The organism is Streptomyces sp. NPDC036984, assembly GCF_055607665.1.
In genome coordinates this window covers 1-1029 of sequence record NZ_JBVJRL010000095.1, presented here as the reverse complement: position 1 = coordinate 1029, position 1029 = coordinate 1, and the positions used below count along the sequence as shown (strand labels likewise).

The window sequence follows — 1029 nt, the reverse complement described above, 5'->3', positions numbered from 1 at the left end:
AGGGCACCGCCGGGCAGCCGCACGGCACGTTCCGCACGGCCGCCCGCCGGCTGAAGCCGATCGCGGAGATGGGCTTCGACGTGGTCTACCTGCCGCCGATCCACCCCATCGGGACGACGTTCCGCAAGGGCCGCAACAACACCCTCACCGCCGGTCCGGACGACGTCGGCGTGCCCTGGGCGATCGGCTCCCCCGAGGGCGGCCACGACGCCGTCCATCCGGATCTGGGCACGATCGAGGACTTCGACCACTTCGTCGCCGAGGCGCAGAAGCTGGGCCTGGAAGTGGCCCTGGACTTCGCCCTCCAGTGCTCCCCCGACCATCCCTGGGTGCACAAGCACCCGGAGTGGTTCCACCACCGGCCGGACGGCAGCATCGCCCACGCCGAGAACCCGCCGAAGAAGTACCAGGACATCTACCCCATCGCCTTCGACGCCGACATGGACGGCCTGGTCGCCGAGACCGTCCGTGTCCTGCGGTACTGGATGGGCCACGGCGTGCGGATCTTCAGGGTCGACAACCCGCACACCAAGCCGGTCGTGTTCTGGGAGCGGGTCATCGCGGAGGTCAACCGCAAGGATCCGGACGTGATCTTCCTGGCCGAGGCGTTCACCCGCCCGGCGATGATGCACACCCTCGCCCAGATCGGCTTCCAGCAGTCGTACACGTACTTCACCTGGCGCAACAGCAAGCAGGAGCTGACCGAGTACCTGACCGAGCTGTCGGGCGAGGCGGCCGCCTACATGCGGCCGAACTTCTTCGCCAACACCCCCGACATCCTGCACGCCTACCTCCAGCACGGCGGACGCCCCGCCTTCGAGGTCCGTGCCGTCCTCGCCGCCACCCTCTCGCCCGCCTGGGGCATCTACTCCGGCTACGAACTGTGCGAGAACACCCCGCTCCGCGAGGGGAGCGAGGAGTACCTGGACTCGGAGAAGTACCAGCTCAAGCCGAGGGACTGGGAAGCGGCCGAGCGGGAGGGCCGGACCATCGCACCGCTCATCACCCGGCTCAACGCCGTCCGACGGC

1 pseudogene is annotated in these 1029 nt (G+C 68.9%); it reads left to right on the top strand.

The features are described from left to right. A pseudogene (locus ACZ7DL_RS39110) lies at nucleotides 1–1029 on the top strand (alpha-1,4-glucan--maltose-1-phosphate maltosyltransferase); the annotation flags it as partial.